Origin of the sequence: Nonomuraea sp. NPDC052129 (assembly GCF_040680095.1) — a bacterium.
Classification (GTDB): Bacteria; Actinomycetota; Actinomycetes; order Streptosporangiales; family Streptosporangiaceae; genus Nonomuraea.
Window position 1 is genome coordinate 1 of record NZ_JBFAVX010000031.1, and the last position, 22,747, is coordinate 22,747.

The following is a 22,747-nucleotide window of genomic DNA, read 5'->3' on the forward strand; positions in this document are numbered from 1 at the left end:
CGGCGGTTACGCACCGCAACCCAGCCCATATCCGCCAGATTCGAGCTGGTGGAAGCCTTGAAGGGCGTTACACCACTGGTTCCTCACGTACACCTCTCCCGCTCGTTAACCAGGCCCGCACCGTCCGGCAGTACCGGCACGCCCTGACGTCGTCGAGGCTGCTCCCACCCTCACCCACGCCTCCGGGATCAGGCTGCCTCCCACTTCACACGACCCGCTACGACGGGCCATCGGCGAAGGCCTTCCACCTCCGCACGGTCAAAAGCGCCTCGTGGCGCACGCCGCGCCGCTTCCGGTGCTCGGGCCTGACAGCCCTGCACTCCGGGTCGGCTTGCCATCGAGGTGCCCTGGTTCTGGGATCCGCTGTACAGCACGGAGGTACAGCAACGTCGTCTCACGCAGTCTGATCGTCCCGAACCGCATCACACGCTTGACCAGGTGCGCAGCGCTTCGGTGAGGGAGTCGCGTCTTCCTTGTAAACAGAAGGTCAGGGGTTCGATTCCCCTCGTCGGCTCTGCATCAGAAAGGCCCCTGAACAGGCATTACGCCGTCAGGGGCCTTCTGCTTTCCGATCTTCAACCGGTGTCTTCGGCGTCTTTGGGAGCCACCTTGGGAGCCACCGGGGACTGTTTCCCCCAGGAGAGCGCTGGATATGGCTTCGGTTGCGGCGCGCCGGTCGCCTTCCAGCAAGTGTCCGTAAATGTCCTTGGTGATCGCGATGCAAGCATGGCCGAGGACTACGGAGACGACGTGAAGCGGGGTGCGAGCGGCGCGAGACGCCGTTCGATCACCAGCGACCTCGGATTCTTCGGACATTGCAGTGTCTCCCTATCGGCCTCCTCCGAGAGGACGGATCGCCGTCGGCAGGCATGAAGGCGTCCGCCTGCTGTCACCGGATAATGTGATCATTCCGGTTGCTGAACTCTCCGATTTGCCGGAAAGATGGCCCGGATGACGAGGGGGCGCCCGCTGTTCACCCGTTTGCTGACCGCGGTCCTGCTGGTGGTCACTGCCTGCAGCACCACTCCACCATCATCACCACAGGCCCAACCCACCGCAGGCGACTGCAGCCGGGCAAGCGCGCGCGACTTCGACGGCGACGGCCGCGACGACGTCGCGGTCAGCCGCACAGAAGGCGAGAGCACCATCTACCTCCTGACGGCAGGCAAGCTCGTTCCGCTGCCCGTGCCCGGTTCCAACCAGGAGAACGGCGGCTTCTTCGGCTGGGCGTTGACCCTTGCTCACGTCAACGGCGATCGCTGCATCGATGTGGTGGTGGGCGCGCCGGGCGTGGAAATAGACGGCAAGGAGGCCGCGGGTGCCGTCTTCGTCTATTACGGCGGAGACTTCGCACCCCCGCAGCGACTCATCGCCACCAAGCCGCACAAGCGTGGCCTGTTCGGCTCGTCGCTGGCCGCCCACGGCGACCTGCTCGCCATCGGCAGCCCGGGCGCGGCAAACGGAGGAGCGGTGTACCTGGCCAGGAACGGCACGCTGATCCGGTCGATCAGCCAGGACAGCGAGGGCATACCGGGCAACGGCGAGCGCCTTGACTCTTTCGGCGAACGAGTGGCACTGGGACCGCTGGCATCCGGCAAGGTGGGGCTCATCGTCGGCGCACCAGGGGAGATCGATGACGGTCCCGGACAGCAGGAGGGGAATCCGGACGAAGAAGCGGGCGCGGTGACCGTGATTCACGATGTCACGGCGGCGAAACCGGCAGCGACCCGGCTGAAGCACCCCACAGCGGTGAGCGGTGGTTTGCTGTGCGTCGGCTTCGGATCAAGCCTCGCGTACGTCCGGGGAATCGGACTGGCCGCCACGGGCAGCGACTGCGACCGCATCCAGTTTTACGGCCTCGATCTCCAGCCGATGCGCACGGTGCTGCGACCGCCGGGAGCCAACGTGGACTCGGGTGCCAGGCTGGCCGCATCCGAGCGCGGGCAGGTCGCCGCCCTGTGGATCAACCCCGGCGGGCTTCCCACGCTGCAGGTCCTGTCCACCACCGACAGCCTGCTGCCCAGCGACCGGTTGCAAGGGAGCTTCGGAGTGACCTTCGGCGGCGATCGGATCATGCTCGGCTCGATCGGCGGGCCGTACAGCAACGTGGCCGTCGTCGATCCATCCACCGGTAGAACCCAGCTGATCAAAGCGCCGAGCTCCTTCAGTTTGGGTGATCTAATTGCGGGCTGAAGCCACCGCCGCACTGCTGATCTGCGCCTTGATGGCCTGCTCGGCGCCGTCGTCGAAACCCGCATCCAGCGCGGCCCCGGCCGCCCGGCCCGCAGCGACCGCCTCCCAATCGGCAGTCGTCACCCAGCCCACCGTCGCCGTCACCCAGCCCGCGAAGACCGACTGTGCCAAGGCGAGCGCGCGCGATTTCGACGGCGACGGACATGACGACATCGCCATCGGCTATGGAGGCCCCGTCGGCCGTGTACACGTCCTGACGGCGGACAAGGTCATCACTATCCCCACCCCTCCTGGGAACAGGGCCGCGGCCTTCGGCCAGTCGGTGACCATGGCCAAGGTCAACGACGACGACTGCGTCGACGTCATCGTCGGCGCCCCGGGCGCCACGGTCGCGGGGAAGACCGGAGCCGGCGCTGTCTACATCCTGTACGGGGGAGCCGCCGCCCCACCCAAAAGGCTCGTCTCCCTCAGACCGGAAGAGGACGCGAACTTCGGCGAGTCCGTCACCGCCCACGGCGACCTGATCGCGATCGGCGCACCGAACGAGCAGCCCGGCGGAGCCGTCTACCTGGCCAAGAAGGGCTCGGTCAGCCGGCGAATCACACAGGAGACCAGCGGCGTGCCCGGCACCTCGGAACCCGACGACCACTTCGGCGAGCACCTGGCCCTCGGCCCCCTCGCACGCGGCGGCGTGGGCCTCATGGTTGGCGCCCCCAGCGAAAATCAGGACGGTCCCGGCCGCCAGGACCGCGACGGCCTGGACGAGCCTTTCGGCGCGGTCACCGTACTGCACGACGTGACAGCCGCAAACCTCACCGGAGTACGGCTTCCACCACCCAATGACAAGGACGGCAAGCCCTGCCGCAGCTTCGGCGAGAACCTGGCGTACGTCCCTCATGCCGGGCCGGCCGTCCTGTCGGCAGATTGCGGCCTGCTCCAGTTCTACGACCTCGGCCTCAACCAAACCCGCGCAGTCGCGGCCTCGGCCCCGTCGTGGGCGGGCGCCCTGGTCGCCTCAGCCGACGGACAGGTCGCCGCCCTGTGGAACGACGACAACGACCCGACCCTGCTCTTCCTGTCCCCCAAGGACCCGGCCAAGGACCGCCGTATCTCCGGCGACTACCTCAGGTACGCGATCCGAGGGGGGATCACGTTCAGCGGAACCCGGCTCGTGGTCGGCCTCGACCGGCCCGCGGACCTGGCCATCATCGACCCCGCCACCCAAAGAGCCGAACTCGTCAAGGCCGCCACCGGCACGCTCTCCGTCGACTCCATCGCAGGCTGAGGTGGGTGGGCTCGATGAGGCTCCGATCACTGGCCGTTGACGGAAACCGGTAACGACCCGGATGGACGATCACGAACTGAGCCGGACGGGTCTGAACGGTCGAATGACTGACGACCAGCGCGGTGAACGAGTCCGAACGACCCTAGAGATCGCTTGGGAACCTTGTAAACAGAAGGTCAGGGGTTCGATTCCCCTCGTCGGCTCACAGGCGGGAGGCCCTCGCGATCTTCGCGAGGGCATCTTGATTTCCCTCTGGCGAGCTTCATCTGGTCTCCTCCCAGTGCGCTGTCGCGTCTGGCGGCTATCCTCGCGGTATGAGCGCTCAGCCTGTCCATTCACAAGTTCCTCGGGAGCCCCGGGTGCCGCGTACCGTCGACGGGATCGCCGATGCGCTTCAAGGTGGTCGGCGGATGGAGTTCTACCGCGAGCTTGGTACGGCGCCGCTGGATCAGGCTGAGGCGATCCTGCGCCGGTGGTGGTGTGAGGCGATGCTGGACACCGATCCCGAGGCGGAGCAGATTCGCCGGGCCGCAATGGACGGCACTTTGCCGGTCGTCACGATGGAGGACATTCTCGCTCGCCGTGAGCGGCAGGGCCTGCCTCTCGAGTGAGTATGAAGAGGAGGGGTGGCCTTGCTACTTCTCCGAGAGCGTTGCGGAGCTGTTGGCGGATCCCCAGATAAGCCCGGCGTTGTTCTCGGCGATTGCCGCGCTGTCCGTTGAGATCAACGAGACGAGGGGCGGGGTCCCGGGGCACACTGCTTCGCCCCAGTGGCCACAGCAGCGGAGGGTTCCACTCGGCAAGGATGGGGTTCTGGGTGTCGCCGAGTACGTCGTCGTGGCGGACGCAGAGGAACCGCACTGCGTCATCACCCGCGTTCAGGTGTACTGAGTGGGTGGTACCCCGCCCGATCTTGCTAACGGATTTGCTAACAACGGCTCTGGATGATCGTGGACAGCCAAGGAAATTCCGGAGCCGGAGGACCCCTTCCACGCGGGCGCCGAAGTCAGGTTCGGACGACCGTGGACGAGCTGGAACCCTCTTGTAAACAGAAGGTCAGGGGTTCGATTCCCCTCGTCGGCTCTGCAACCGAAGGGCCCCTGAACAGGCATTACGCCGTCAGGGGCCTTCTGCTTTCCGATCTTCAACCGGTGTCTTCGGTGTCTTTGGGAGCCACCTTGGGAGCCACCGGGGTCTGTTTCCCCAGGAGAGCGCTGGAAATGGCTTCGTCGCGGCGCGGCGGTCGCCCTCCACCAGGTGTCCATAGATGTCCTTGGTGATCGCGATGCTCGCGTGGCCGAGGACTTCGGACACGACGTGGAGCGGGGTGCCTTGGGCGAGCATGAGTGACGCGCCGGAGTGGCGAAGCTCGTGGGGGTGCCAGTGGCCGAGGCCCGCCTTCTTGGCCAGCCGGGAGAACAGGTGCGAGAAGGTGTCCGGGTCGGATGGGTTGCCGAAAGCCGTTGGGACCATCAGCCCGCGCTCCGCCCAGTCCTCGCCGGCCTTGAGGCGTTCCTGGTTGTGGGCGGACTTGTGGCGCTTGATCGCCTCGATCAACTCGGGAGTCAGGCAGAGGACGCGGCGTGAGCGTCTGGTCTTGAGTTCGCTGATCGCGATGCGGGTCTTGGCGGCGGTGTTCGGGTCGCGGTTCTTGAGCCGCTTGACGGAGTGGGTGACTCGGAGGGTACGAGCGTCCAGGTCGAAGGCGTTCCACATGAGCCCCAGAGCTTCGCCGCGACGCAGTCCGAAGACGAGGGCCAAGAGGACGAGGACGCCCATGCGATGATCGGCGACGGCGTCGAGGAGCTGCTTTCCCTCCTCCACCGTGAGCGTCCGGCCTTCCTCTACGGGCACGCGCGGAGGCATCGACAGCGCCGCGACGTTCCGTATGACCAAGCCTTCCCGTTCCGCCTGGCCCAGGGCCTTTCGGAGCACGGCCCGCATGTTGCGGACGCTGTTCGCCTTGTAGCCTGCCTTGCGCTTGGCTTGCCACAGGGCATCGACCTGGGCCACGGTGAGCTTGGTCAGCTTGTGACGGGCGAGTCCTGGCTAGAGGTGCAGTCGTACCGTGTCCTCGTAGTCGTCCAAGGTCCCATCGGAGATGTGGCCGGGCAGGTGGAGCAGCCAGCGATCGAGGAACGTGCCGACCGTAAGCCGGTCATCTGGGACTGGAGCACCCTTGGCCAGGGTCTCCTTGAGCTTGCGAACCTTCTCAACAACTTCGGCGCGGGTCTTGCCGGAGACCTTCTTGCGGATGCGCGTCCCGTCCGGGCCGTAGCCGAGGGAGACCGCACCGCGCCAGCGGTCACCGTCCTTGTAGATCGAGCCCTCGTTCTGGCCACGCTTCTTGGTGCTCATGCTGCTTCCTGTTCAAGCTGAGTGACGAACTCGGTTAGTGCGGTTGCCGGAACGCGGCGCAGGGTGCCGATGCGGACGGAGCGGAGCGCGCCGGAGCGGATCAGTTCGTAGATCTTGGTGCGACCGATGCCGAGGTAGTCGGCCGCCTCTTCCGGCCGTAGCAGGAGAGGAGTGATGGTCGCGGTCATGCGGCTCTCCTCATGTCCTCGGTTGCCGAGAGATCTTGTCCGGCAGCTCTGGCTTCCAGTTCTCTGAGGTGGGCGCGCCAGCGTTGGCGTTCGTGGACGGATCTGAGGAGGCGGACGGCGAGTGGTGGCACGCTGGCGTCTCCGGCTGGGACGGGTCGCCAGACGTAGCGGTGCGGGTCGGTGGGTTCGTCGGGTTGGCCGAGGGCTTGCAGGACCCAGGTGCGGCGGTCCTGCTTGTGTTCGGTGAGGGCCTTGTTGCTCCACTTGCGGGAGACCAGGACGCGGCGTCCGGCGTAGCCGAGGTGTTCGGGGCTTGTGGGCCTTGCCACGGCAGCGGCCGGGGATCATGCCGGGCTTGGCGTCCTTGGGCTGAACGCCGTAGCGCAGCCAGTTCGGGCAGGTGGGCGAGCACGGTTCGTAGCGCAGGGCGTCGAGCATGCGGGCCGCGGCGGAACTATCAGGCGTGCCGATACGCCCAAGTGACCGCGATGCTCCCCGCCCTGCTCCGCAAACTCCGCGCTGCCTGCACGCTGCTGCACGGTGACGACCGGCTACGAGCTCACACCCTGTGCGCCGAGGCATACCACGTGACCTCCTCCATCCTGCTCAAGCAGGAGGACAAGGGCCTGGCATGGCTCGCGGCAGACCGCAGCGTCCAATCCGCACACACCAGCCAAAGCCCACTCATGATCGGCTCAAGCTCGCGCATCATCACACATGCCCTGATGGACGGCGGGCATCATCGCGCCGCCACCGACGCCGCACGCAGCGCCGCCGAACGCATGGACGCCGATCTCACCGACCCTTCTCCCGACGACCTGTCGATCTACGGTTCTCTGCTGCTGCGCGGAGCCATCGCCGCCGCGAACACCGGCAACCGGCACAACACCTCGGAGCTACTCGACGAAGCCGCCGAGGCAGCCACTCGACTGGGCCACGACGCCAACCACATGTGGACCGCATTCGGCCCGAACAACGTCCTGTGTCACCAGGTGAACGTCGCCCTGCGTTTCGGCGACGCGGGTACCGCCATCGACTACGCCCGCCAGGTCGAGCTCGACAGGCTACCGACCAACGAACGCAAGGCCACGCTCCTGCTCGACACCTCTCGCGCGTTCCTGATGTGCAGCCAGCACGACAAGGCGTTGCACATCCTGCGCGCCGCAGGCGAGTTGGCCCCCGAGGAAATCTCCGGCCGCCCCGCGGCCCTCCGGTTGGTACGTGACATCCTGGCTACCGCCCCGATCAGCGTCCGCCGTGAAGCCCGCGAGTACGCGGCATCCCTGGGAGTCAGCGCGTGACCCAACGCGGCAAGGTCCTCTACATCATCGTGTGCGCCGCCGGCCCCGCCCCTGACGTCGGCCGCCTGGTCGCCCTGGCCCAAGGCGAAGGCTGGACCGTCCAGATCATCGCCACCCCGCCCGCGCTCGACTTCATCGACGCCCCGGAGCTGGAGAAGCAGACCGGCCGGCCCGTTCTCAGCCAGTACCGAAAGCCGAACGAACCGAAATCTCCCCGTGCTGACGCGATCATCGTCGCCCCGGCGACGTACAACACGATCAACAAATTCGCCTCAGGCATCGCCGACACCTACGCGCTCGGCCTGCTCTCCGAGGCTCCCGGACTCGGCATTCCCGTCGTCATCCTGCCGTTCGTCAACACCGCCCTAGCCTCACGGGACCCTTTCCAACGCAGCGTTGACCGGCTCAGAGCTGAAGAAGTCCGAGTCCTACTCGGCCCAGCTCAGTTCGAGCCACACCCGCCCAGTTCCGGTGGCGAACGCATCGACAGCTACCCCTGGGCTTTGGCGCTGGAAAACTTGCCGAATTGATCTCATAGGTATCAAGCGGCGGCGCGGCGCGCCGCCGTACCCCCGGCCCTCCGCCCGCCCGCCGTCCGGGCGTGCGGCCTGGGGGCCGGTCCCGGACGGCGGCGGGACACCGGGCCGGGCACCGCACGCCCGCCCCGCCGTACTGACCGGACGCTCCGGCCGGGGTTGCCGCGCCGCCGCACAGATGCAGCCCTACGATCGCCACTGCATGGCTGGACGCCGTACGTGCCTGGGGGCGATCGACGATCCGGGACTTCGTTCCTCAGCCCCGGCTCACGGAGCATCGTGGTAACCGTGATCAGTAAGCCCGCCCAAAGATGACACGCTTGCCATATGCCGATGCTTCCCCGCAATGCACGCACCATCCGGTCTCCGGAGTACCGTCGAGCGGAATGCAGCGCGGAGTTGCTGCGACCTTGGCCTTGATGTCGTCCTCACAGGCGGGTCTGCCGCAGTGCAAGACCAACGCCCATCCCGATGCCACCGCCTTCGTGAAGGCGTCCCAGGTGTCCACTCTCATGGTGTGACTGTCGCGGTATTCGGTAGCCCGCTGAAGAAGGAAGGCTTGGAACTCCTCCAGTACGCCAGGAATGAGCTCCGGTGCAGAAGACAGCGAGATGCTTTGTTTGCCTTCGTCGCCCAGCCTCTTGGCCATCACTACAGTGCCAGCCTCAAGATCACGCGGACCGAGTTCCAGCCGGATAGGGGCGCCGCGCAGCTCCCAGTCATTGAACCGGAAGCCAGGTGAAAGCTGTGCGCGATCATCGACATGGGTACGTATACCGGCCGCCTTAAGTCGCCCTGCAAGCTTCAGTGCTGCGGCTGAGGTCTGCGCGCCCTGATCGCCACGTCCAATCGGCACGATTACCACTTGATAGGGGGCGAGTCTGGGTGGGAGGACCAGGCCCTTGTCGTCGCCGTGGGTCATGATGACGCCGCCGATCATTCTCGTCGACATGCCCCATGAGGTGGTGTGACACAGTTCGAGACGACCGGCTTCGGAGGTGTACTGGATGTCGAAGGCTTTGGCGAAATTCGTGCCCATGTAGTGGGAGGTTCCAGCTTGGAGCGCCTTGCCGTCCCTCATCATGCCCTCGATGGTGAAGGTACGGACTGCGCCGGCGAACCGCTCCCCAGGTGTCTTCTCGCCAGGTACTACTGGGATCGCCGCGATGTCTCGCGCAACCTCCGTGTAGAGATCGAGCGCCAGCATCGTCTCGCGCATGGCGTCCGCCTCGTCGGCGTGTGCTGTGTGACCCTCTTGCCAGAGGAATTCCGTCGTGCGCAGGAACATGCGGGGCCGCAATTCCCAGCGCACGACGTTGGCCCACTGATTCAGTAGGAGCGGAAGGTCTCGATGGGATGAGACCCACTTGGCCATCATCTCGCCGATGATTGTCTCTGAGGTGGGCCGAACGACCAGCGGCTCTTCGAGCTCCTTACCGCCAGCGTGAGTGACAACGGCGAGCTCAGGCGAGAATCCCTCGACGTGATCGGCCTCTCGCCGAAGGTAGCTCTCTGGGATCAGTAGAGGGAAGTAAGCATTCTCATGACCGGTGTCCTTGATCCGGCGATCAAGTTCCTCTTGGATGAGCTCCCACAGGCGGTAGCCGTACGGTCGGATGACCATGGTGCCCTTGGCGGGTCCCCTGTCAACGAGCTGCGCCTTGGCAACCAGCTCGTTGTACCAGGCCGAGAAGTCCTCATTCTGAGGAGTCACACCACGTTCATCACGTCCCATGCACGGAGAATATCGCTCATGGCATGTCCTCGTGGCCCCGTGGAGGACGGCCTTGCGACAGTGCCCTACGGGGAAGAGAGCAGATGGCAGTCATAGGGTCTGTGACGCCCAATACATCAACCTGGCCTCGTGCCTGCTCATGAGTGCACACGGGCGATCGCGGCCGGAACGGCGGCCCCGGTTTGGGAGCCACGTGGGGAGCCACCCGAACGGACGATCATGAACTGAGCCGTACGAGCCTGAACGGCGAGGCGACCTCCTACTGGCCCAGCGAACGGACCTGAACGGCCCTGAAGATCGTTTGGGGACCTTGTAAACAGAAGGTCAGGGGTTCGATTCCCCTCGTCGGCTCGCAGCTCAAAGGCCCCTTTCAGAGGGAGGGCCCTCCTTCTAGTGGTCGTCGCAACACCCCAGATGAGGGGATGCGATGGACTTCGAGATCCGGGAGGACCGGGAGCGCGCGCGGGGGCGCAGGGCTCTTTCCCGTGAGCGAGCGGCATACTTGCGGCTCGTGCAGCAGGGCTTGAGCACCAAGGAGGCATGCCGGATCGTCGGCATCAACCTCCGGACGGGTCGGCGATGGCGTAACGGACGCAATCCGACCGGCAAGCACGTGGGGGCGCTACCGATCACATCGGCGGCGCCCCCAGACGTGCGTGGCCGCTACCTGAACGAGACCGAGCGAATTCACATCGCCGACCGGGTGCGGGAGAAGGCGTCGATCCGGGAGATCGCGCGCGAGCTGGGCCGTGCGCCCTCGACCATCAGCCGGGAGATCCGCCACAACCGGCACCCCACCAATGGTCAGTACCGCCCGCACGCGGCGCAGGCCCGAGCCGACGCGCGCCGGCCCCGCCCCAAGCCCGGCAGGATCGGGCAGAACCCGGAGTTACGGCATACATTCAAGACCATCTGCACAAGCGCTGGAGCCCGGAGCAGATCGTTCAGAGCCTGCGCAAGACCTTTCCCGAGCGGGCGGAGATGCACGTGTGCCACGAGACCATCTACCAAGCGCTCTACGTCCAGGGCCGCGGCGAGCTGCGCCGCGAGCTGACCCGGGCCCTGCGCACCGGCCGCGCGATGCGCAAGCCCCGTCGCCAGGCCCAGCAGCGTCAGCCCCGCTACAGCGCCCCTACGGTGATGATCAGCGAGCGACCCGCCGAGGCTGATGACCGCGCCGTGCCGGCCACTGGGAAGGTGACTGCATCATCGGCAAGAACGGCACCTCGGCGATCGGCACCCTGGTCGAGCGGACCACGCGTTTCGTGATGCTCGTCCACCTGCCGACCGACCGCAGCGCCGAGCGCATGCGCGACGCTCTGGTGGAGGCCATGGCCACGCTGCCGACTCATCTCAAGCGCTCTTTGACCTGGGATCAGGGCAGCGAGATGGGCGCTCACCGGGCTTTCACGCTCGCCACCGACATCCCCGTCTACTTCTGCGACCCGGCCAGCCCTTGGCAGCGCGGCTCAAACGAGAACACGAACGGCCTGCTGCGTCAGTACTTCCTCAAAGGCACCGACCTGTCCGTTCACACCCGCCACCAGCCCGACGCCGTCGCCGCCGAGCTGAACTCCAGACCTCGCAAGTCGCTCGGCTGGGAGAGTCCCGCACAGCGCCTCACCGAGCTCATGACGGCCTGCCTCTGACCTGTGAGAGCAGCAGGACGGCCAGTGCTCCTGGTGGGCTAATCAGCCGCAGTGTTCCCGGTTCTGCCCGTCGCGCTGCCGGACTTCAGCTCCTCAGACAGGAGCTGCAACAGGCCGGGCAGATGACGCTCGATGTCCTGCCTGGGCAGTGAGACGGCGCTGCCGTTGCCGTGGTCACGCTGCATGATCAGCCCCGCCTCGCGCAACACCCGGAAGTGATGCGTGCGCGCGGCCTTCTTCACCGGCAGGTCAAACGAGCCGCAGGCACGCTCCCGGTCTTCGGGATCGGCCGCGAGTTCGGCCACGACCCGGCGGCGGGAGTCGTCGGCCAGCGCGCGCAACACCTTGCCCAGATCCATAACTCACTCCTAGGTACGATTTGCATCATACCTGGGTCGATGGCTAGCGTTGGCAGGTATGAAAATTGTCGTACCTGAAGGAAGTGGGGCGGTCGGTATCTACGGCTTCGCCCGGCCGAAGCCCGAGCGCGCCGATGAGCTGGAGCGGCTGCTGCTGTCATTCGTGGAGCCGACCAGGGCCGAGCCTGGCTCGATGCAGTACCAGGTCCACCGAGACGTGGCTGATCCCAGCACGTTCGTGTTCTACGAACTGTGGCGGTCGGCCGACGACCTGCGCGCGCATCTCGCGCGTCCCGAACTCGCACGCTTCCAGCAGCACCGCATGGACTACCTACGAGAAGACCTGGAGATCCACTGGCTGACACCCCTCAGCGTGACCTCCTGACCCCATTGTCAGCGTATCCGCGCCGACACGCTGGACAGAGTGACCGACCTTGGCCAGGCGCCCCACATACGTCGGTTCCCGAAGAATCTCGCCGCCGTCCGCATCACATGAGCAGGCAAGACGAACGGCCGCCCACTCCCGCTATCGAGGGAGCGGGCGGCCATCGCCGCAACGCTCAGGGTCAGCGCGGATTTCTCGCGGCTATGCTGACCCGGCTGATCACAGGGTCGGTCACACTGAGTCGGACGAAGTGAGGGCTGTCAAGATCAACTCGGGCCAGAGTCTCTGTAGGAGCGAGGCGTTCAGAAAGCGCTGCAGGTCGTCAGACGTGACGCTTTCCCGGATCACGCGCATGTACATCAGTCGCGTGCCAGTAACCACCGGTCTGCTACCGGGCCTCCTGACGGTTGCTCGGACCGACTCCCACCCGGCAAGTGAGGACGAGCTTACGAACCACAAGACTCACCGCTACGTCACGGCTTCACTCCTGTTCTGCTGGGCGCACGGAAGATCGAGCCTAGAGAATGCGCTTCCAGTAAGTGGAGAGGAATTTCCGGGCGATCTCCCGATCCAACTTCAGGCTCGCGTGCTGGTCATGCCAGAGGCCCGTGAAGCCTCGTTGAAGGTCGTACGCGAATGTCCCCTGCTTGAGATTGAGCTCGACGGTCTTGTTGGGGAAGGCGCCGAGCCACCCAGGCTTTCCGGCCAGATCCGCTTCGTTCCAGCGTGGCCCCAGGATGGGCCCGAGCGCCGCTACTGTTCTCTGTCTGTCGGGGGTCAATAGCGGTCGGTCGTTTACGACCGACATGTTTCCCTTGATGATGACGTTGTAGAGCATTTGGACGGTCTCGTCGAGAGTGGTTCGCGACCACCCATTACCGACGCTCGTACGTTCGCCGCTGCCGCCTTTCGTGCCGTCGGTCATCTTCATCGTACGGCCCTTGGCCATGTCGAACTCGCGGCCGAACTGGCCAACCCGTTTCTGGAAGAAGAAGGGATTTCTTCCGTCCTCGGCGAACTTTGCGAGCGCGAAGATGGCGTTCGCAGGAGTGGTGATCATGACAATCCCGGTGGCCCATTTGACGTCATGCCACCGCTTGGCCGGGCTCTGCTTCCATTCTCTGCCCCTCAGGCTCGCATAGGGTGGGGCAGGCCAGGACCGAGCGGCGATACCCGCGCCGGTGCTGAGTGCGGCCATGCCGAAGCCCATCTCAGCGGCGTGCTTCCAATCCCAGCCGACGCCGCTCGCCCATCCCGTGGTTGCCAGCACAGTTGAGCTCACCGCACCGCCGACCATGATCCGGGAGAATGCCCGCTCCCATGTGGCCGACTCCATGGCCTCGGCCAGGCCCGTGAGCGCGGGTCCGCCTCGGCGCAGCAACGCGGGCAGCGCGCCGTGCGCACCGGCCATCAACCCGCCGGCGAGCGCTCCGTGCAACATATCCCGAACCAGCTTTCCGACATTGATGGTGCCGGTGGCGAACAGCTGGTCGATCGCGCTCAGTCCGCCGGAGTACATCGCGCCCAATGCTGCCTGACGGATGATCAGCAAAGTGATCCGCAGTACCTGGCCCTCGGTTCGGAGCAGCTTTTTCACCACGGCGTCGAGGAGCGGGCCGAGCCGGGGGGCCAGTAGCTTTGCAATGAGCATCAGTGCCACCACGAACGCCGCAGATGCCAGGAATCGCCGTCTGGCCTCCACGATCGCGTCGTAGCCGATCTGGCCGCTGTCGGCGAGGTGCGCGCACCGCCGATGCAGGTCGGCCAGCTGCCCATTCTCGCCGTGCACCACCCGCGTGGTACGTCCGAACACAGCCGTGGCCAGCCCGGACCCGGCCCCGGTCACCCGCCCGGCCTGCCCGGCGACCTGCTCCTTGACGTCAGCGACCACGCGTCCCACCGTCGTCGCGGCATCCCGCAGCCGCGCCACACCGTCGAGATCACCATCCGGCCACGCGGACCCGACTCCTACAGATTCGAGGAACCAGATCGCCTGGCTCACGAAGTCAGGCGCTGGTGTGGTCGTCGGCAGACCGCTCGGGCTCAGCCCGGGCTTGTACACATCCGGATCCGTCAGCCATCCCGGGTACCCCTGCGCGTACGGGATCTCGGTGGTCGCCTCCCCGGCCTCGGCGTACCTGCCCCCGGCAATCATCCTGGCGTTCAAGTCCTCGGTTGCGGCATACCTGCACCCGGCGACGACCATCCCGGCCGCCATCGCGCGTAGCAGGTTCACCGCTTCGACCAGGTCTTTCAGCAGGTCGTCACGTAGTCGGGCGAACCCCGGCATGCCTGCCTCGGGATCGCCCTCGAACAGCGCCCGGCCTAGATCGTCCTGACCGAAGGGGCGCTCATCCACCGCCCGGCAGAACTCGTCCACGCCCTCGGCCAGATCATCAGCGGCCTTCCGGACGCCTTTCCCCGCGCTGAGCCAGCTCTCCGGGTCGAATATCAGTATCCCCGCAGGGGCCAGATCGTCGGCGGCGATGTTCCTCATCTCCATGATCTACAGCAACCGTTCGCAATCACTAACGGAGCATCTACGCCGACGGATGGCGGGGCCGCCTTCACCGTCGGCCGGCAAGGCTCGATGCAGTGGTGGTTGATGCGCGTTCGGCAACGTCGCACCCCCGCCGATGGCGAGCTCCTTGGGGACCAGACGAAGCCGCGACTTACATTGCAAAGAGCTCGTTCGACCAAAAGCCGATGCATTTGCAGTGGACGAAGGCTCAGCCGCCTGCGGCTGTCTCCTGGGTGGGGTCGGCGCGTGGGCCAGAACGCCAACTCCCATGATCGCGGCTATGGAGAATCCTGTACCCACAAAAACTGTGCGGAGGCGCATGTTCAGCATCCTCCTTTTCAATAAGGTAGAAATGCGAAACAAGCGATCCCCATATCGGATGTCGATGTCGCCGCCCAGGACGAATGCCACATAAATACACCATTTATACAGCCGGCAAGATCACGAGTCAATGCCCACTGGTCCGGTCGCTACTTGGCCGTAGTCCTCACCCACATGACCGCCCCGACTGCCGGAAGTGCGGCTACACCGCCGACCTCGCGAGGCGACGAGGCCGCATGCGCCGGGTGCCGGCGTGGCGATGTGGAGACGGTTCCCCAGCCTGCCCGCGTTCTTGCCAGGCTACTGCTGCGTCTGAGCATCGCCGAGCGATGCGCGCTGGGCGAGCGGCCCTGCGGGTCCAGCGTGGACGTGCTTTACGGTGTTCGCCGCCAGTGGGCCGCCCTTCTTGCCGCCGCTCGTCAGCAGATCGCGGTAGAACTTGGTGATCGCTGATGGGCGTAGTGCTTACAAGCGGACGCTGCCGATCCTGGGTGTGATGTAGAGCCGGATCATGTCGCATGGCCCTTGAGGGGGTGCGGCTTGATCTGGACGGCGTGGCCCTCGATCCACTCGGCGAGGTATTCGGCGACCATGATCGCGTTCCGATCGATGTACTCGCCGCGCCGAGCTCTCACCCTGGGCCTCATCACGGGGGCCTTGGCGTCGTCCTCTATGGCGAAGCCGCTCACCCAGCGTGGCTTGCTCTGGCCGGTCTCAGGGTCCCTGACACGGATGACGTACGACCAGGTGGCGCCGCACTTCATCACGCCCCGGCACGCCGGGCGTGCGGCCTGTCCCGTCCGGTCCCGGCACGCCGCGTCGCCCGTCCGCCACTAGCCCCCCGCGAGCCCAGAAGCGTAGGGTGCTCACCTCTAGCTCGCCTCCTCCCTGCCCCCCTCAGTAGCCCAGGTATCCCATCAGCCGAAACGGACCGATCTGTTGCCGCCCCGTTGAGCTGCAACACGACGAGGTGTCGGGATTGCTTGGAATGCAGGACCAGGTACGCCCCAACGGCAGAGGCGATCGGCATGTGGCTGGTTAATGTGGGAAGGCCCTGTCGGGTTTCTCCCGATCAGCGCCTGCGCTGCTCGACCGGCCAGCGCACGGGTATCCGTTTCAGGATGTCGGTGGTAGAGGTCGACGAGCTCATCCAGAAAGAGCGGCCAGCCGGTTAGGCAGGCCGCCTCGATGGCGGCATGCTTCCTGTCACGGTCTGGGCTGTGCAAGGCTTGCCGGATGAGGGTTATCGAGTCCTGATCTGGTTCTTCGGCTGCGATGGCCATTCGCACCAGCGCGCCAGGGTCCGATTCCGTCCGCTCATGCGCACGAGTGCGGAGATCTTCGAAGCTCACCACGGGCAGTTGCGTCTTCAAGAAGGCGACCATCCGGTCCAGGACGTCGTCCGGTGCGGTGAGTATGAGGTAGTCCACAGGCGTCTTGCCATCATTCGCCAGAGACAAGCACACGGTCTCGTCTGCGTCCCGGTACTGATGCTCGATCACGTGCTCGGTGCGCGGCACCAGCGCGTCATAGATGAGGTCGACCCCCTCCTGCTCCTCTAGATCGGCCAGCAAGTCATCGATGTCGTTCACAACGTCGGGACCCCGTGCCGGAGGGGCGAGCACGAGGTACGAAACTGCCATCGTGGCCGAACTCCAATCCGTCGCCTTCTATGAATACTTCATGGTGTCAGGTTGGTGATCACTCCCTCGCCCGAATCACACGATACTCATGAAAAGCTGAGGGACGCCGAGCAAAAGCCGGTTGAGCGAGCGTGAACCAGAGGGGCTGCGCCGCCCCCTGGACCCTCGCGAGCCGGGGCACTCGTTCGCGTCGCTGATCAGAGCAATATGCATCGAAAGTGGATCTCCCACTTGTAAACAGAAGGTCAGGGGTTCGATTCCCCTCGTCGGCTCTGCAAGATGAAGCCCCTGGACTGGTGTTTCCGGTTCAGGGGCTTCATGTTTGTCAGGACAATATTGCGATCTTGCTAACACGGTGTTCGCCCCCGTCAGCCACCTGGCCGGGAAGGTGACTCCGCTCGGCATCGCCGCTACGCTGCTGGGCGGTTCGCCCGCGCTGGGCGTCTGCATCTATCTGTGCTGGCGGATCCTGCGCGCCCAAGCGGACCCGACAAACCCGGCCTTGGCTGTCATCGGGTCGAACCGTTGACAGCCATCGATCCCGGCCAATACATGCCGCGTCGCCATGAGGCTGTACGGCGGGCGTTCCTGCTGGCCGAACGCCGTGTTCGAGATCAGAGCTCGTGTCCCGATGACCATCCGTCGTCTGCCATGGGGAACTTGGTGGAGGCGATTGAGCCTCGCGGGTGAAGGCGTGGGACCCTGTGCCGAATCCGGCGGCCTGATGTCGGGTGGTAGGCGGGGGAGGCGACCCCGATCCTGACTCCGCGCGCACCGGAGCGTCGCCCTCGGAGTCGGCCGCTACAGGTGCCTGTCGAGTAGGATGCGCCCGTTCTTGGTAAGCCGGACGTCGATGCTCCTGATTTGCTTCATGGTCAGCCCGGTCGTGCCGACGGGCATGGTCGTGGTGCCGGGCGACGCCATCCAGGTGGCCAGCCTGGTACTGCTGCCCAGAAGGTCGGTGACGTACATGGCGTACTCGAACGTCTTGGGCGGGGCCGGGTCGGCGGGCACGGCGTAACGGCAGGTCAACTCCACTCGAGTGCCCCAGGGTTCCCGGATGACGCGCACCTCGGCGGTGACCGGGCTGGGAATCGTCTGCAGCATCGGCAGGGCGGCCTCTTGCCGCTCGGGCGGGAGCGGGGACGCCTGCATCGGCAGGGCGGCCTCTTGCCGCTCGAGCAGGAGCGGGGACGCCATCACCCCGGCAAGGGCCGCCGCGATGGCGACCGCGGCGGCACGTATCCGGCCCCACCGCCGGGCCCGTCGGCTGGAGTCCATCAGCTCGGGCAGCAGACTCGCCGGCACCTCGGCAAGCGAGGGGTCGGCGTGCGGCGGGCGCAGGGCGCGGTCCGCCGGGACGGTCGAGAGGATGCCGGGTATGCCGGCGAGCGAGGCGACCGCCTGCGAGCAGGCGGCGCATCCACTCAGGTGCTCTTCGTACTCGAGTCGTTCGCGGGGTGACAGGGCCCCGATGACGTACGCCGCGTCCCATTCCGCGTACGGATCCGTTGAGGACATCAATGAGTGGTAACCCCCCTCTCCTGCAGCGCGAGTCGCAGGGCCCTGAGAGCGTAGTGCAGCCTCGACTTCACCGTGCCGGGCGGCAGGTCGAGCTCGTCGGCGAGTTCGGCGATGGATTCGCCGCCATAATAGGTGCGCACGATGACGGTTCTGTGGTTCTCCGACAGTTGCGCGAGGGCGTCGGTGACCAGCCAGGCGTCGAGTGTGGCGTCTATCTGGTCGGCGCTGGACGTTTCGGGGAGCCGGTCGGTGCCGACCTCCCGGCGTACCCGAGCGCTGCGGCTATGGTCGATCACCACGTTCCTGGCCACGGTGTACAGCCAGGCGCGCGACGCCGTCTCACCCTTGTGGAAGACCTCCGGGCTCTTCCACGCTCGTAGCAGCGTTTCCTGGACGACGTCATGGGCGAACTGGTTGTCGCCGGTCAAGCGGACAACGAAGCGCCACAGCGCGGGCGCGTGCTCGTCGTACAGTGCCCGCAGGAGTGCCGCATGCGCATCGGTCATGTCCACACCCATGTGAGAAGGGGGTTACTTTCCCGGGAAAACGGGCCTTCGCTTGCTCAGGAAGGCTTGCGTGCCCTCGCGCATGTCCTCACTGGTGAACGTGCGGCGGAAAGCGTGCGCCTCGATGTCGAGCGCGGCGCCGATCTCCCGGCCGCGCGAGTCGTTGACGGCCTCCTTGCACAACGCCACGGCGATCGGCGAGTTCGCTGAGACCAGCGCCAACGACTGGTACGCCGCCTCCAGCATCTCCTCCCTGGTCACGAACACCCGGTTGACCAGGCCGATCCGCAGGGCCTCCCCGGCATCGACGTTGCGGCCCGTGTAGATCATCTCCCGGGCCCGGCCGGGGGCGACGTGACGTTGCAGCCGCACGCATCCGCCGAAGGCGGGGATCAGCCCGAGCCGTACCTCCGGCTGGCCGAATACGGCGTCCGCCGTCGCATAGATGTAGTCGCAGGCCATGGCCAGCTCACACCCGCCCCCGAGCGCGTACCCATTCACGCAGGCGATCACCGGGAACGGCGCCGCCTCGATCAGCCGGGTGACCTCCTGGCCCAGCCTGCCGAATTCCTCGCCCTCCTCCGGCGTCATCGCCGCCATCTCCCGGATGTCGGCACCGGCGACGAAGGCGCGTTCTCCCGAACCGGTGAGGATCATCCCGCGGAAGCCGGTCAGGCCGGTGAGGAAGCGTCGCAGCTCGGTGAGGGTCTGCCAGGACAGGGCGTTGAGCACGCCGGGCCTGTCAATGGCGAGCGTCACGACCTCATCCTTGTCGTCGACCGTCAGTGTTCGAAAAGCCATGGAACGTCCTCCAGAGATCACGCGCTGTCAGGTCAGGAATCCCAGATCGCTCCGTACGTGGGGACACCCCGCATCTCAAGTTGTTCGACGAGGTGCCATGTGGTCTTCTTGTTGGAGATACAGATGATCGCCTCGGCGTCGAACTCCACATACACCCGGTAGGCCAGGGCCAGAAGGTCGGGCTTGCCTTTGGCATCGGTGTCCCAGACGACCGCGTCTGGCTGCACGGCGAGGATCTCCTCCACCAGTTCGTCGCCGTATGTCGTGTGGGGGTGCCGTGTCGACCAGACCAGCCGCGACGGCGTGTCGCGCGACAGCAGGTGCGGCAGGCACGGGCCGATGCCGCTGCCCGTGGCCACCCAGACGACGCGCGCGAACAGCTTGTCGATGTTGCCGACGCCGGCCGTCGGTATGCCCTTGACCCACAGGTGAGAGGGACCGTCGTCGATCAGCGACCCCGTCCAGTCGCCGGCACGCGAGACAGTGAGCCGGAAGCCATTCCTGCCGGGGGCGGGCACATTGGCGAAGGAGTGCCACTCGATCAGCGGGTTACGGCTCACGGTGGTCGACGAGCCCGCGAACGGCGTGACGCCGTAGTCGAACCCGAGTAGGGCCACGTGCGACGACGGCCTGGAGATCCGGACAGGCACGCGCCGCAGGCGCAGCCACGGCAGCGCGACGCTGAGGGTGATGGCCGTGAGCGCCCAGAACGTTGCCTGGTGGGCCGCGGTCAGCAGCGCATGCGTCCAGAACAGGGCGAGCACCGTCCAGCCGCCGAACCGGTGCACGACCTCGAACACGTTGTGGAGCCGCGCCCGCAGCGAGGGCAGCGCGAAGACCACCATCGCGAGCAGCAGCGCCAGGATCGCGTACGCGAGCGTGAGCAGCGCTGCGGAGACCCCGGCGGGGCGCACGGTCATCACCCCGGTGAGGAAGGCGAACCACAAGGTGGCCGCGACCGCCCCGCCGACGTGTAGTCCACCGAAATGGTAGACCTTGCCCAGAATGCGGCGGACCGCCAGCGGCCAGCGGACGGGGGCATCGGTGGCCACGTGAAAGAGCAGGTTGATGACGTACTGCTGGCGGATCAGCACGGCCAGGGTGACATTGGCGACCACCAGGAGGGACAGGGTGCTCGGGTCGGCCCACCAGCCGGCGGTGATCGCGTGGACGAGGAACCCTGTGTTGACGGCCAACACGACGGCGGCGAGCCGGTTGTAGTGCATGCAGCGCCGGCCACTGCCGAGGATCCTGATCGCCGAGCGCGGCGGAGGCAGTTCGAGCGCATCCGACAAGGAGCGCACGACCGTCATGCGACCACGTCGATCAGCGGGTCGATCAGGTCGGGCAGGGCGTTCTTGTCGACCTTGCCGCGGTCGGTCATCGGCAGCTCGTCCACGGCCACGACGCGGGAGGGCACGCAATAGTACGGCAGCGACTGCTCGACGGACTTCCTCGCCGCCTCGACGTTCACGCTCGCCGGGCTGACGAAGCCGATCAGCTCGCCCTCGCGCAGGACCGTGGTGGCGCGGGCGCAGTCCGCGGTCAGCTCCAGTGCGCCGGTGACCGCGTCCAGCTCGACCCGGAAGCCTCTGACTTTCACCTGGTCGTCGGTGCGGCCGTGGTGTTCCAGCTCACCGTCCGGTGTCCAGCGGCCCAGGTCGCGAGTGCGGAACATCATGTGGCCGCCGCCACGGAAGGGATCGGGCCGGTACCTCTGCATGGTCACGACGTCGTTTCCAAGGTAGCCCGCGGTCACGCAAGCGCCGCCCGCCCACATCTCGCCGATCTCGCCGATCGGGCATGGCCTGCCGTTCTGGTCGAGGATGTAGACCGTGGTGTTGGGCAGCGGTCTGCCGATGGTCAGGACGCGGCGTCGCGGATCGTAGCGCTGAATCGTGTTCACGATGGTGACCTCGGTGGGTCCGCACGCGTTGTGGAAGGCGCTGAAGCGAGACCAGGTGTCCGCCAGATGCTGGGGGCAGCGCTCGCCCGCGACCGCGACCACCTTGACGTTGCGGCACCGAGAGGCGTCGAGGGAGCCCAAGATTCCCGGGGTGGCGATGACGACGTCGACGTCGCGAACGGTCTCCTCGATGTCGTTGCCGCGGATAACGAGCGTGGCGCCGTGCGACAGGGCTCCAAGGATCTCCCAAACCGCCATGTCGAAGGCGATGTTGAGGATCTGGGCCACCCTGGTGTCAGGGCCGATTCCCAGGGAGCCCGGCTCGTTGAGCAGGATGTTGCACAGGTTGGCGTGGGTCACGTTGACACCGTTGGGATGACCGGTCGTCCCAGAGGTGAAGATGACCACCGCCACGTCGCCCGACCCGCCCGGGACTCGCGAGGACCACTCGCCCGAGCGCGGGACCTGGTCCACCGCGATGACCTCGTGACGATCGCCGGCGGGAATCCTCGGCGCCGAATCAGAGGAGGTCAGGATCACCTTGACGGAGGCCGTGTCGACAATGTGGCGCAGGTGGACGGCCGGGGTGATCCGGACATCCTGCGGCACGTAGGCCGCGCCGACCTTCAAGATCGCGAGGATGCCCACGACCATGGGGATCGACCGTGTCATGAACAGGCCGACGCGGTCGCCGGGACGCACGCCACGGTGGGCGAGCGACGCGGCGAGGCGGTCGGCGCGGCGGTCGAGTTCCAGGTAGGTCATGCTCTCGCCGAGATGAGTGACGGCGGTCGCGGTCGGCGTGGCCTTGGCGTGGGCCTCGAAGGCATGGTGAATGCGGTCGAACGCCGGGGCGGCCTCCGGGCCGGCGCCGAAACTCTGGAACAGGATCCGATCCGCAGAAGGAAGATCGACGAGAGCCGAGCGATTCAGACGCAGTGTCACTGGAAGTCTCCCGCTGAGTCGACGTGAGCTTGCTGTCCGCGTTTGGCTGATCTTCGAAACGATGTAGCCGCCGACCCGGTTCAACGATGAGGTGAACTTTTCGCAATCGATTCGCCCTGGCTGCGACGGGGTCTCGGTAACCACCCCGGCGCCTGCCGGGTGTCACACCGCAGTTGTTCGGCATTGGCGAGGTAAGTGCCGCTATGGAGCACCTGGTTCGAGTAGTCGATGCCGGCGGCGTCGTCGGCTCCAATGGAGACGTCGACAGAGGTGTCGCCGGCCGTAAAGCGCACGATGCCGCCTTCGACCTGACGCGCTGCGGAGGAAGTCGCGGAGGCGGTGCTGGCCACCACGTGGGCCAAGCATTCCACCGCCGATGGTGGCGTCCGTTATCAGGGCGTGATCACGCTGGGTGCGCTGGCCAGGCTCGATCCATTGATCCGTATCCACTTCGGTGGGCGCCGCGACAAGTCCGAGCGGAAGAAAAGGAGTGGTCAGCTGGGCCGTCTGCGGCGCGCGAGCCCGTGTTCTCGATGAGGATCCCGGGCTCGCCAATGGCCGGCCGCAGGCTCGGTGATGGCGTCAGCGAAG

23 protein-coding genes and 1 pseudogene are annotated in these 22,747 nt (G+C 66.1%); 9 read left to right on the forward strand and 15 right to left on the reverse strand.

Annotated elements, in window-relative coordinates; genetic code table 11:
- The first annotated feature begins 942 nt into the window (after positions 1-942).
- The 4 genes from AB0L53_RS44275 (at position 943) to AB0L53_RS44290 (ending at position 4,369) form a co-directional block, all read left to right on the forward strand.
- On the forward strand, positions 943-2,193 hold the full coding sequence (locus tag AB0L53_RS44275; protein ID WP_364008128.1) for an integrin alpha: 1,251 nt from the start codon (positions 943-945) through the stop codon (positions 2,191-2,193).
- Positions 2,183-3,478, forward strand: a complete 1,296-nt coding sequence (locus AB0L53_RS44280) for a VCBS repeat-containing protein (protein ID WP_364008131.1) — start codon at positions 2,183-2,185, stop codon at positions 3,476-3,478. Before AB0L53_RS44275 ends, AB0L53_RS44280 begins: the two co-directional genes overlap by 11 nt.
- 359 nt (positions 3,479-3,837) lie before the next feature.
- Positions 3,838-4,089 carry a hypothetical protein gene (locus AB0L53_RS44285; RefSeq protein ID WP_364008134.1) on the forward strand — a complete coding sequence of 84 codons (252 nt, stop codon included), beginning with the start codon at positions 3,838-3,840 and terminating at the stop codon, positions 4,087-4,089.
- Positions 4,061-4,369 (forward strand): hypothetical protein, encoded by a 309-nt coding sequence (locus AB0L53_RS44290; protein WP_364008137.1) that lies wholly within the window; start codon positions 4,061-4,063, stop codon positions 4,367-4,369. Before AB0L53_RS44285 ends, AB0L53_RS44290 begins: the two co-directional genes overlap by 29 nt.
- Positions 4,370-4,597: 228 nt before the next feature.
- Here AB0L53_RS44290 and AB0L53_RS44295 read toward each other — a convergent pair whose 3' ends face one another.
- The 4 genes from AB0L53_RS44295 to AB0L53_RS44310 are packed head-to-tail and all read right to left on the reverse strand — an operon-like array spanning position 4,598 to position 6,353.
- Positions 4,598-5,491 (reverse strand): tyrosine-type recombinase/integrase, encoded by an 894-nt coding sequence (locus tag AB0L53_RS44295; protein ID WP_364008140.1) that lies wholly within the window; start codon positions 5,489-5,491, stop codon positions 4,598-4,600.
- Between the two features lie 36 nt (positions 5,492-5,527).
- Positions 5,528-5,836, reverse strand: a complete 309-nt coding sequence (locus AB0L53_RS44300; RefSeq protein WP_364008143.1) for a hypothetical protein — start codon at positions 5,834-5,836, stop codon at positions 5,528-5,530.
- Positions 5,833-6,024 (reverse strand): excisionase family DNA-binding protein, encoded by a 192-nt coding sequence (locus AB0L53_RS44305; RefSeq protein WP_364008146.1) that lies wholly within the window; start codon positions 6,022-6,024, stop codon positions 5,833-5,835. Before AB0L53_RS44305 ends, AB0L53_RS44300 begins: the two co-directional genes overlap by 4 nt.
- On the reverse strand, positions 6,021-6,353 hold the full coding sequence (locus AB0L53_RS44310; protein ID WP_364008149.1) for a replication initiator: 333 nt from the start codon (positions 6,351-6,353) through the stop codon (positions 6,021-6,023). Before AB0L53_RS44310 ends, AB0L53_RS44305 begins: the two co-directional genes overlap by 4 nt.
- 258 nt (positions 6,354-6,611) lie before the next feature.
- Here AB0L53_RS44310 and AB0L53_RS44315 point away from each other — a divergent pair, with 258 nt between their 5' ends.
- Both AB0L53_RS44315 and AB0L53_RS44320 read left to right on the forward strand, forming a co-directional pair.
- Positions 6,612-7,325 carry a hypothetical protein gene (locus AB0L53_RS44315; protein WP_364008151.1) on the forward strand — a complete coding sequence of 238 codons (714 nt, stop codon included), beginning with the start codon at positions 6,612-6,614 and terminating at the stop codon, positions 7,323-7,325.
- Positions 7,322-7,855, forward strand: coding sequence for a flavoprotein (locus tag AB0L53_RS44320; RefSeq protein WP_364008154.1), 534 nt, complete (start codon positions 7,322-7,324; stop codon positions 7,853-7,855). The genes AB0L53_RS44315 and AB0L53_RS44320 overlap by 4 nt, the downstream gene beginning before the upstream one ends.
- A 298-nt stretch (positions 7,856-8,153) precedes the next feature.
- Here AB0L53_RS44320 and proS read toward each other — a convergent pair whose 3' ends face one another.
- The gene (gene proS, locus AB0L53_RS44325) at positions 8,154-9,596 is read right to left on the reverse strand and encodes a proline--tRNA ligase (RefSeq protein WP_364008157.1); all 1,443 of its coding nucleotides are present in this window, start codon (positions 9,594-9,596) and stop codon (positions 8,154-8,156) included.
- Positions 9,597-10,023: 427 nt separating this feature from the next.
- On the opposite strand from proS, the pseudogene AB0L53_RS44330 reads away from it, so the two are divergent.
- Positions 10,024-11,245, forward strand: a pseudogene (locus AB0L53_RS44330) (IS30 family transposase).
- A gap of 38 nt (positions 11,246-11,283) precedes the next feature.
- Here the strand turns inward: AB0L53_RS44330 and AB0L53_RS44335 are convergent.
- Positions 11,284-11,604, reverse strand: a complete 321-nt coding sequence (locus AB0L53_RS44335; RefSeq protein ID WP_364008160.1) for a helix-turn-helix domain-containing protein — start codon at positions 11,602-11,604, stop codon at positions 11,284-11,286.
- Positions 11,605-11,662: 58 nt separating this feature from the next.
- Here AB0L53_RS44335 and AB0L53_RS44340 point away from each other — a divergent pair, with 58 nt between their 5' ends.
- Entirely contained in the window at positions 11,663-11,989 is a 327-nt protein-coding gene (locus AB0L53_RS44340; protein WP_364008162.1) for a putative quinol monooxygenase, read from the forward strand.
- Positions 11,990-12,506: 517 nt separating this feature from the next.
- Here the strand turns inward: AB0L53_RS44340 and AB0L53_RS44345 are convergent.
- The 3 genes from AB0L53_RS44345 to AB0L53_RS44355 all read right to left on the reverse strand — a co-directional run bounded on the left by AB0L53_RS44345 (position 12,507) and on the right by AB0L53_RS44355 (position 16,423).
- Positions 12,507-14,486, reverse strand: a complete 1,980-nt coding sequence (locus tag AB0L53_RS44345; RefSeq protein ID WP_364008165.1) for a sugar transferase — start codon at positions 14,484-14,486, stop codon at positions 12,507-12,509.
- Between the two features lie 854 nt (positions 14,487-15,340).
- Positions 15,341-15,598, reverse strand: a complete 258-nt coding sequence (locus AB0L53_RS44350) for a hypothetical protein (protein ID WP_364008168.1) — start codon at positions 15,596-15,598, stop codon at positions 15,341-15,343.
- A gap of 150 nt (positions 15,599-15,748) precedes the next feature.
- A complete protein-coding gene (locus AB0L53_RS44355) occupies positions 15,749-16,423 on the reverse strand; it encodes a hypothetical protein (protein WP_364008171.1) in 675 nt (224 codons plus the stop codon).
- Between the two features lie 406 nt (positions 16,424-16,829).
- Here AB0L53_RS44355 and AB0L53_RS44360 point away from each other — a divergent pair, with 406 nt between their 5' ends.
- Positions 16,830-17,003, forward strand: coding sequence for a hypothetical protein (locus AB0L53_RS44360; RefSeq protein WP_364008174.1), 174 nt, complete (start codon positions 16,830-16,832; stop codon positions 17,001-17,003).
- Positions 17,004-17,275: 272 nt separating this feature from the next.
- Here AB0L53_RS44360 and AB0L53_RS44365 read toward each other — a convergent pair whose 3' ends face one another.
- From AB0L53_RS44365 to AB0L53_RS44390, 6 genes are all read right to left on the reverse strand, one after another.
- Entirely contained in the window at positions 17,276-17,995 is a 720-nt protein-coding gene (locus AB0L53_RS44365) for a zf-HC2 domain-containing protein (protein ID WP_364008176.1), read from the reverse strand.
- The gene (locus AB0L53_RS44370) at positions 17,995-18,504 is read right to left on the reverse strand and encodes a sigma-70 family RNA polymerase sigma factor (RefSeq protein ID WP_364008179.1); all 510 of its coding nucleotides are present in this window, start codon (positions 18,502-18,504) and stop codon (positions 17,995-17,997) included. Before AB0L53_RS44370 ends, AB0L53_RS44365 begins: the two co-directional genes overlap by 1 nt.
- A 24-nt stretch (positions 18,505-18,528) precedes the next feature.
- Positions 18,529-19,305, reverse strand: a complete 777-nt coding sequence (locus AB0L53_RS44375; RefSeq protein ID WP_364008182.1) for an enoyl-CoA hydratase-related protein — start codon at positions 19,303-19,305, stop codon at positions 18,529-18,531.
- A gap of 32 nt (positions 19,306-19,337) precedes the next feature.
- Entirely contained in the window at positions 19,338-20,618 is a 1,281-nt protein-coding gene (locus AB0L53_RS44380) for a hypothetical protein (protein ID WP_364008185.1), read from the reverse strand.
- Positions 20,615-22,156: an amino acid adenylation domain-containing protein gene (locus tag AB0L53_RS44385; protein WP_364008188.1), complete on the reverse strand. Its 1,542-nt coding sequence runs from the start codon at positions 22,154-22,156 to the stop codon at positions 20,615-20,617. The genes AB0L53_RS44380 and AB0L53_RS44385 overlap by 4 nt, the downstream gene beginning before the upstream one ends.
- A gap of 80 nt (positions 22,157-22,236) precedes the next feature.
- Positions 22,237-22,518 carry a hypothetical protein gene (locus tag AB0L53_RS44390; RefSeq protein WP_364008191.1) on the reverse strand — a complete coding sequence of 94 codons (282 nt, stop codon included), beginning with the start codon at positions 22,516-22,518 and terminating at the stop codon, positions 22,237-22,239.
- Between the last annotated feature and the right edge of the window lie 229 nt (positions 22,519-22,747).